9 protein-coding genes are annotated in these 8,734 nt (G+C 64.7%); 1 reads left to right on the top strand and 8 read right to left on the bottom strand.

Going from position 1 to position 8,734, the window contains the following annotated elements; genetic code table 11:
* The 7 genes from VL752_RS05140 to VL752_RS05110 form a co-directional block, all read right to left on the bottom strand.
* The coding region (locus tag VL752_RS05140) for an acetylxylan esterase (protein WP_325352842.1) at positions 1-648 on the bottom strand (648 nt) is incomplete at its 3' end.
* A gap of 9 nt (positions 649-657) precedes the next feature.
* On the bottom strand, positions 658-1,149 hold the full coding sequence (locus VL752_RS05135; protein ID WP_325352840.1) for a CinA family protein: 492 nt from the start codon (positions 1,147-1,149) through the stop codon (positions 658-660).
* A 70-nt stretch (positions 1,150-1,219) separates the two neighbouring features.
* Positions 1,220-1,942 (bottom strand): ABC transporter ATP-binding protein, encoded by a 723-nt coding sequence (locus tag VL752_RS05130; RefSeq protein WP_325352838.1) that lies wholly within the window; start codon positions 1,940-1,942, stop codon positions 1,220-1,222.
* Positions 1,939-3,759, bottom strand: coding sequence for an ABC transporter permease subunit (locus tag VL752_RS05125; protein WP_325352836.1), 1,821 nt, complete (start codon positions 3,757-3,759; stop codon positions 1,939-1,941). The genes VL752_RS05130 and VL752_RS05125 overlap by 4 nt, the downstream gene beginning before the upstream one ends.
* A 1-nt stretch (position 3,760) precedes the next feature.
* Positions 3,761-4,660: a branched-chain amino acid ABC transporter permease gene (locus VL752_RS05120; protein WP_325352834.1), complete on the bottom strand. Its 900-nt coding sequence runs from the start codon at positions 4,658-4,660 to the stop codon at positions 3,761-3,763.
* A gap of 34 nt (positions 4,661-4,694) precedes the next feature.
* Entirely contained in the window at positions 4,695-5,843 is a 1,149-nt protein-coding gene (locus VL752_RS05115; protein WP_325352832.1) for a branched-chain amino acid ABC transporter substrate-binding protein, read from the bottom strand.
* 358 nt (positions 5,844-6,201) lie between these two features.
* Positions 6,202-6,663 carry a response regulator gene (locus VL752_RS05110; protein WP_325352830.1) on the bottom strand — a complete coding sequence of 154 codons (462 nt, stop codon included), beginning with the start codon at positions 6,661-6,663 and terminating at the stop codon, positions 6,202-6,204.
* Between the two features lie 242 nt (positions 6,664-6,905).
* Here VL752_RS05110 and VL752_RS05105 point away from each other — a divergent pair, with 242 nt between their 5' ends.
* Positions 6,906-8,093: a TDT family transporter gene (locus VL752_RS05105; RefSeq protein ID WP_325352829.1), complete on the top strand. Its 1,188-nt coding sequence runs from the start codon at positions 6,906-6,908 to the stop codon at positions 8,091-8,093.
* On the opposite strand, the gene VL752_RS05100 is transcribed toward VL752_RS05105, so the two are convergent.
* Positions 8,090-8,584 (bottom strand): NADH-quinone oxidoreductase subunit B family protein, encoded by a 495-nt coding sequence (locus VL752_RS05100; protein ID WP_325352827.1) that lies wholly within the window; start codon positions 8,582-8,584, stop codon positions 8,090-8,092. The two genes, VL752_RS05105 and VL752_RS05100, sit on opposite strands and share 4 nt — an antisense overlap.
* Positions 8,585-8,734 lie beyond the last annotated feature (150 nt).

Here is an 8,734-nt window from a genome sequence, read left to right as displayed (position 1 = left end):
CAGCGGCATATTGCCGAAGGTCGGCACGGTGAGGTGGCCACGGTCGATGCGCTCGTCGAAAGCCAGGGCCAGCGCGCCGATGCCGCCGCCGAGGCTGATGCCGCTGTAGCCGATGCGCCCCTCAATCTCAGGGTAGAGCCCTGTGAGCACCGAGACGGCAACCCAGAGGTCCGCAACACAGCCGCCCAGGATATAGTGATCCGGCTTGTCGATATCATGCAGCACATGCCATTGCGGATCGGTGGAGATCGGCGGCCGGCTGCTGCGTGAGAGGCCGCGGAAGCAGGGGAAGAGGATCGCTGTCTCCCGCACCGGAAGATCGAAATCCGGCTGATCCCGCCCGCCATAGCCGTGGCCCACCACGAGGCCGCGCTGGATCTTTCCTGCGCGCGGCAACAGAAGCCAGCCGCCGATGGGGAAGGCGTCGGCCGAGGTATAGGTGAGGTCAAACACGCGCCACTCTGCGTGCGTGATCCGGCTCTCCCTCAGCCGTGGCTGGGGATCGACGCCAAGCGCCTTCGCGTAGCGCGCACGCCAGAGATCATCGAAACCGGGGAGCGCCTCGGGCGGCTTCAGCGCGCGCAGGCCAGCGAGATCGAAGCCATAGGTCGGGTCGAAATCATAAGCGTGATCGGCCGGGATGCTCATGCGGGAAGTCTAGCCGGCCTCGCCGACTGCCTCCGTCAGCAGCACCAAAGCAGCTCGCGCGAATTCCCGCATATTCGCGGCACGCTCCGCCGATCCTGTCTCGATGGTGATGACCTTCGCCACGGGGCCGGAGACGGCGATGCAACAATGGCCCGGCGCGTCGCCGTAGCGATTGGCGGACGGTCCGGTGGCGCCGGTCTCGCCGATGCCCCAGACTGCGTTCAACCGTGCCCGCGCGCTTTCGGCCAAGAGCTGGGCATAGGCTTCGGTTGCGGGGCGCCCGACTGGCGGCGGAAGGGGCGTGGGCAGGCCGAGCAGACCCTGGCGGGCGTCCGCCGTGTAGATCACGCCGCCACCTTTGAAATAGGCGCTGGCGCCACCGAGCGCGAGAAGGGCAGCCGAGATCAGCCCGCCCGTGGAGGATTCGGCCACGCCGACCGTCTCGCCGCGGCTCTTCAGCAGGCGGGCGGCACTCTCTGCCAGGGGCAAAAGGCTTTCCATCGCAATCTCCTTCCGCGCCAGGAGAGCCCCGCAGGTGGAGCCGGTCAAGCCCGTCAAGCCGGCCCCGAAGTCAGGCCGCCGCCCCGCCGAGATAGGCCGATTGCACCCGAGCATCGCGGGCGAGGTCCTCGGCCGAGCCTTCCAGAAGAATGGAACCGCTTTCCAGAACGTAGGCGCGGTCGGCGATCTTCAGCGTCTGTCGCGCATTCTGCTCGACGAGAAGAATACCCATACCCTGGTCCCGCAGGCGCTGGACGATGGTGAAGATCGACCGCACCACAAGGGGGGCGAGGCCCATGGAAGGCTCATCCAGCACCAGCAGCCGGGGCTCCAAGATCAGCGCGCGGGCGATGGCCACCATCTGCTGCTCGCCGCCAGAGAGCGTACCGGCCAGCTGCTGGCGACGTTCGAGCAGTCGGGGAAAGAGGACATACATCGCCTCGATCCGCCGCTTCAGTTCGGCCTGCTGGCCGCGGATGAGATAGCCCCCGAGTTTCAGGTTCTCCTCGACCGAAAGGGGCGCGAACAAGCGGCGCCGTTCCGGCACGTGGGCGAGGCCGAGGGCGGCGATCTGATGCGCCGGCAGGCCCGCGATATTCTGGTCGCTCAGCATGATGTGGCCAGCCCGCACGGGCTCCAGCCCCGACAGGGCACGGAGCGTGGTGGTTTTGCCGGCGCCATTGCTGCCGAGCAGTGCCACGATTTCACCCGCCGCGACGCGCAGACCGATGCCGTGCAGCACCTCGACCTTGCCATAGCCGACGCGCAGGCCTTCGACGGTGAGCAGGCTCATGCGATGGCTCCCTGGCCCAGCGCGTCCGGCATCTCGTCTTCCTCTTCCTCGTCGCGGCCGAGATAGGCTTCGATCACGCGGGGATTGGTGCGCACCGCATCCGGCGCGCCATCGGCGATGACCTGTCCACGATCCATGACGATGACACGGTCCGACACGCCCATCACCAGCAGCATGTCGTGCTCGATGAGTAGAACGGTGGCACCGAGGTCGCGGATGCGGCGGATGAGACCCATGAGGGACTGCTTTTCGGTCGGGTTCATGCCGGCGGCAGGCTCGTCCAGCAACAGGAGTTGCGGCTGGCTGGCCAGTGCGCGGGCGATTTCGAGGCGGCGCTGGTCGCCATAGGCGAGGTCCCCGGCGCGCAGCCCTGCCTGGTCGGAAAGGCCCACGAATTCGAGCCAGCGGCGGGCGGCGGCGTAATGCAGCCCGGTTTCGCGCTGGGCGCGAGGGAGGGCCAGCATTTCGGCGACGACCGGCAGGTGAAAGCGGTGGTCCATGCCGACCAGGACATTTTCGAAGACGGTCATGTTGTCGAAGAGACGGATGCCCTGGAAGGTGCGGGCGAGGCCGCGCGCCACCACGCGATGCGGCGCGAGGCGGGCGAGCGGCCGGCCGTTCCAGAGGATGGCGCCGGAGGAGGGCGGGATGACGCCGGTCAGACAGTTGAAGACCGTCGTCTTGCCGGCGCCGTTGGGGCCGATGATGCTGAGGATCTCGCCGCGATGCACGGTGAAGCTGACGTCGCTGACGGCGCGCAGGCCGCCGAAAGCGCGGCTGAGCTGCTGCGTTTCGAGCAGAATCTCCGGCTCCCCCGCTACCCGTTCGGCGATCTGCTCGGCCGGGGCAGCATGGGCTACGCCTTCGGCCTCGGTTTCGGACGGGGCCGCGATATGGCGCAGCCGCGCTGGCCACAGGCCCTGCGGGCGGAGCAGCATGAGCAGGATGAGCGCGATTGCGAAGACAAATTCGCGCCAGAGATGGATGAAGCGGAGGGCTTCCGGCAGGCCGGCGACGATGACCGCACCGAGCAGCACACCCGGAATGCTGCCGCGCCCGCCAAGCACGACGATGATGAGAATGGAGACCGACTGGGCATAGGTGAAGGACGTTGGGTCGATGGCGCCGAAGCGCGCGGCGAACAGGCTGCCGCCGAGGCCGCCGACCAGCGCGCCCATGACATAGGCGAGCATCTTCACCCGCAGCGTCGGCACGCCGACCGCTTCGGCCGCCGATTCATCCTCGCGCAGGCTGGTCCAGGCGCGGCCGAGGCGCGAGCGCCCGAGCCGGATGACGAAGACGAGCACGACCGCGAGGAAGACAAGGCCGAGGGCATAGACCGCTTTCGGCGCGGTCAGATCATGCCCCAGAACGTCGGCCGGATTGATGCCGTAGAGCCCGTCCGGCCCGCCGGTGATGGTGAGATTGGTTACGGTGATGCGCACGATTTCGCCGAAGCCGAGCGTCACGATGGCGAGATAGTCGCTGCGCAATCGCAGTGTCGGGTAGCCGATGATGATGCCGGCGATGCTGGTGAGCACGAGAGCCGCCGGGATCGTCTCCCAGAAGGTCAGGCCGAGATGGGTTTCGAGCAGTGCCGTGGTGTAGGCGCCGATCGCGAAGAAGGCGGCGAAGCCGAGATCAAGCAGGCCGGCATAGCCCACGACGATGTTGAGGCCGAGGCCGAGGATGCCATAGGTGACGATGGTGAGTGCGACATCGACGATGTAATTCTTGCAGAAGAAGGGCAGGAAGGCCGCGACGACGAGCGTGACGATGCCTGCCGTGCTCAGCCGGTTCTGAAGGAGTGCCCTCATCCTACATGCGCTCCACGACACGTTCGCCGAAGATGCCGGTGGGTTTGATAACCAGCGTGCCGATCAGGACGATGAAGACGATCACGTCCGTCCAGCGCGAGGAGATGTAGCCGGCGCTGAAGGATTCAAGCAGGCCGATGATGAGGCCGCCGACCATCGCCCCAGGGATATTGCCGATGCCGCCGAGCACGGCAGCTGTGAAGGCGCGGAGGCCCACGACGAAACCCATGAAGAAACTGATCTGGGTATAGTAGAGCCCTTCCATCACACCGGCGGCCGCCGCGAGGGCCGAGCCGAGGAAGAAGGTGATCTGGATCACCCGCTCGACATTGATGCCCATGAGGCGGGCTGCATCCCGGTCCACCGCCAGCGCGCGCATCGCGGTGCCGATGAAGGTGTGATGCACAAAGAGATAGAGCGCGCCCATGAGCAGGAAACTCAGGATGATGATGCCAATCTGGATGTGGCTGATCTGAGCGCCGCCGACAGAGAAGCCGGCCATGCTGATCAGATGCGGGTAGGTTTTGAAGCCGGGCCCGAAGAGCAGGAGAATGCCGTTTTCGAGGGCAAGCGAGACGCCGAGGGCGGTGATGAGGATCGAGAGCGGCGGCGCCGAAAGCAGCGGCTGATACGCGAAGCGCTCGACAAAGACGCCGAGCCCGCCGGTGATCGCCATGGACAGGAGCGCTGCGATGAAGAGCGCGATGCCCCAGGGCAGATGCCCGGCGGCAAGGACGCTGAGCATCGTCCAGCCGAGAAAAGCCCCGACCATGAAGATGTCGCCATGAGCGAAGTTGATGAGGCGCACGATGCCATAGACCATCGTGTAGCCCAGAGCGATGAGCGCATAGAAGGAGCCGGTCGTGAGCCCGGCGATCACGAGTTGAAGAAATTCGCTCATGACGACGGGAACTCCGACCGGCTGTGCAAAATCATTACTGAACGGGCACCCACTTTCCGGCATCGCTCAGCTTCATGCCGGGAGTGAAAGCGCCGTCCTTGACGACCACGGTAATGTAGACAGCGGTTGCGCGGTCACCAGCTTTGTTGAAGGTGATGCTGCCTGTCAACCCTTGGTAATCTTTGATGTTATGCAGCGCAGTGATGATGGCGGCAGGGTCGGTAGATTTGGCATCCGCAATTGCCTTGGCGGCGACGCCCACGGCATCATACTCGTAGACGGAATAGGGGCCGGGGGCCGCGCCGTATTTCTTCGTGAAATCGCTCACGAAATCCTTCGCGCCGGTAAGGAACTGCGGCAGCGGTGCCGTTGTCGCGATCCAGCCTTCGGCACCCGGGCCTGCGGTTTTGATCAGCGTCGGATCGTTGGTCGCGTCGCCACCCATCATCTGCACTTTGAGATGTAGGGCTGCTGCTTCTTTCGCGATCAGACCGGCTTCGGAGAAGTATCCGGTGAAATAGATGACGTCGGGCTTGAGCGAGGCGACGTGGGTGAGCACGGCCGAATAGTCCATCTGGCCGGGCGTGATCGCATCGTAATAGACGACATCGACACCGTCCTTCTTCAGCGCCTGGACCGTGTTGTCGGCAAGGCCCTTGGAGTAGGTGGTGTTGTCGTCGATAACGGCCGCCTTCTTGGCGTGCAAATAGTCAGCGATGAAGGCTGCGGCGAAGGGTCCTTGTTCGTCGTCACGCCCGATGGTGCGGAAAACATTGTCGAAGCCCATCGAGGTCAGTTTGGGATTGGTCGCAGCGTCGAGCACGTAGGGAATGCCCGCGCGATGCAGCGCCACGAGTTCCGGCAGGGCCGCGCCCGAGCAATAGGAGCCGGTGACGACGGAGACGCCGCCATCGACCATTTTCTGTGCGGCCTGCACGCCCATCTGGGCATCGCAACCGTCATCCTCGGCCACGATCTCGATCTGCTTGCCCAGCACGCCACCATCGGCGTTGATCTTGGCCGCGGCCATCTTGGCTCCGTTGAGGATATCGGTGCCCGCGGCCGCATAGGGGCCGGAGAGCGGCACGGGAACGCCGAATTTGATGGTATCGGCGGCAAAGGCGCTGGCGGCACCGATAGTCAGCATCAGGGGCAGCCCAGCGTAGAGGATCGGCTTGATCATGCAATTCTCCGGAGGCGTTGGCTGTTTGCGACGGGTCAGGAAGCGGGACTTACGTTCCATTATGATTTGGCGATGCAAGTCATGGGCCATGACTGGAGAGCATGGCTACGGCCGCAGCCGGCCCGTGTTCACCCGCACCCATGTGCGGAGGGGCATGCCATCATGAATGCGTGAGCAGCGTCAATGCTGGGAGGCTGATGATGGCGCGGATGGCGAGGATGGACAAAGCCCATGTCGCACTTTGCCCATCATGCACGGTTCTGGCGCATGACACGGAACCGGATCGATGCCGGTGTGGAAACGTCTGCGTGGTCCCTACTGCCCTCGCGATGCAGCGGAGCGCAGCATTTCGGTGCGATCAGGGATTTTCTGCGAGAAGCCGCTTGATACGGTCGAGCACGGTCTGCGGCTGGTAAGGCTTTGCCTCGAGCGGCCCCTCCTCGCAGAGATCGTGTGCCGTCGCCGCTGCCTTTGCATTGCCGGAGGTCAGCAGCACTTTCACCTGCGGCTGGTTCTGCCGGATCCACCTGGCCAGACCGAACCCGTCCATCTCGCCCGGCATCTGAACGTCGCTGAAGACGACATGCACATCCTCCGAGGATTGGAGAACCTTCAGTGCCTCTTCGGCGTCGCCCGCCTCAATCACCCGATAACCGCAGTCCCGCAAGTAATCGGCGATGACCATGCGCACCAGAATCTCATCCTCAACGACAAGAACGGTCTGCGGGGTATCACGGGCAACTGGCTCGGCTTCTGGCATTTCGCCCACTGTGAAGAGAAGTTCGCGGAACTTATGTGGGCGGCGGCGGGTGCCACGCAAGGCGCCGTCGCGGACACGAAATGAGTGCGCCAGCGTTTGATCGGCCTGGATCGCGCTCTAACTTATTGATTAGGGCCTGATTCACGATTTCGATGAATCGCTCCCACTCACAATCCGAACGCGTCAGACCCTCAGGCGATAAATCTGTTCATCTGATCGATATGTGCGGATATCGCGTATGGTTAGATTAATTCTAGATCGTTAGGATCATGGCATTCAGCGATGTCGAGATGGAGGTCGCCATGTCCCAAACCACAATTTCCGCCAGCCGACCGCCCAACTGGGCAGTGCCCCAGACCGGCGTTCAGGAAATCATCCGCCAGTTCACCCCGAACTGGTTCACCGCTACCATGGGCACGGGTGTTCTTGCCCTCTGCCTCAACCAGTGGCCGCTGCCCGTACCGGGGTTGCATGCTGTGGCCGTGGGGTTGTGGCTGTTCAACATCGCCCTCTTCACCGCCTTCACGCTGCTCTATGCCGCGCGCTGGGTGATGTTTTTCGAGGGTGCCCGCCGCATCTTCGACCATTCCGTGATGTCGATGTTCTTCGGCGCCATCCCCATGGGCCTGGCCACCATCATCAACGGCTTCCTCGCCTTCGGCGTTCCGCTGATCGGACGAGACCTTGCGGTCGGCATTGCCGCGCCGCTGTGGTGGATCGACATGGCGATGTCGCTCGCCTGCGGGCTCGGCGTGCCCTTTCTCATGTTCACCCGGCATGATCACGCCATGGAGCGCATGACGGCGGTTTGGCTGCTGCCGATCGTGGCGGCGGAAGTGGCGGCCGCCAGCGGCGCGCAGCTGATCCCCTATCTCAATGACCCGCATACCGCGCTGACGGTCATGATGCTGTGCTACGCGCTCTGGGCATTTTCCGTGCCGCTGGCGCTGAGCGTGCTGGTCATCCTGTTTCTGCGGCTTGTGCTGCACAAGCTGCCGCACCGGGACATGGCGGCCTCGGGCTGCCTGGCGCTTGGCCCCATCGGCACCGGGGCGCTCTCCCTGCTGCTGCTGGGCGCCGATGCGCCGCATCTGGCAGCAAGCGTCGGCCTGCCCATGCTCGGCCCGGTCGCCCAGGGGCTTGGCCTCATCGGCGGCGTGGCTCTCTGGGGCTATGGCGTCTGGTGGTTCGCGCTCGCCGTGCTGACGACCATCCGCTACCTGCGGGGGGAGGGCCTGCCCTTCAACCTTGGCTGGTGGGGCTTCACCTTTCCGCTCGGCGTCTATACGGCGGCGACGATGGCGATCGCCCATCAGACCGGGCTGACCCTTTTCACGGTGATCGGCGGCGCCCTCATCCTGTTGCTGGCGGGGCTCTGGCTGACCGTGGCCTTCCGCACCGCGACGGGGATGATCCTTGGCACGCTGTTCGTCTCGCCCTGCCTCGTCCGCGGCTCGATCCCGGCCGATTTCGAGGCCGATGTCGTCTAAGCTTCCATCAATCGCCTGAGCCCCGCGAGCAGGGCGCGGGGTGTGGGCGGGCAGCCCGGGATGGTAAGATTGACAGGCAGCACGGCAGAAACCCCGCCCAGACAGGCGGGGCTTTGCGCGTAAAGCCCGCCACAGCCCGCGCAATCGCCGCACGCGATCACCCATTTCGGTGCCGGCATCGCCTCATAGGTCGCGCGGAGCGCGGCCTCCATATGGCCCGTCACCGGCCCCGTCACCAGCAGCACATCGGCATGGCGGGGAGAGGCGACGACCTTCAAACCACAGCGTTCGAGATCGTAGAGCGGATTGGAGAGGGCGTTCAGTTCCAGCTCGCAACCGTTGCAGGATCCGGCATCGACGACGCGGATGGCGAGGCTGCGCCCCAGGCGCCGCCGCGCGGCTTGGTCGAGGCCGTGGATCTCCCCCTCCGGCGCCGGCAGCGGTTCGGTGAAGGGGCGATGGATCAGGCTGTCGAAGAGCGTTTTGCGCATCGCCTGCCCTCTCAGAGGTCCACGCCCGAATAGGCGCAATTGAAGGATTTGTTGCAGAGGGGGAAGTCCGCGATGATGTTGCCTTCGATGGCGGCCTCCAGCAGTGGCCACTGGAACCAGGATGGGTCGCGCAGATGGCAGCGCCCGATC

This window comes from Acidisoma sp. (genome assembly GCF_035492295.1).
In the GTDB taxonomy this organism is placed as follows: domain Bacteria; phylum Pseudomonadota; class Alphaproteobacteria; order Acetobacterales; family Acetobacteraceae; genus Acidisoma.
The sequence above is the reverse complement of the archived record's forward strand: the minus strand, read 5'-3'. Positions and strand labels throughout refer to the sequence as shown.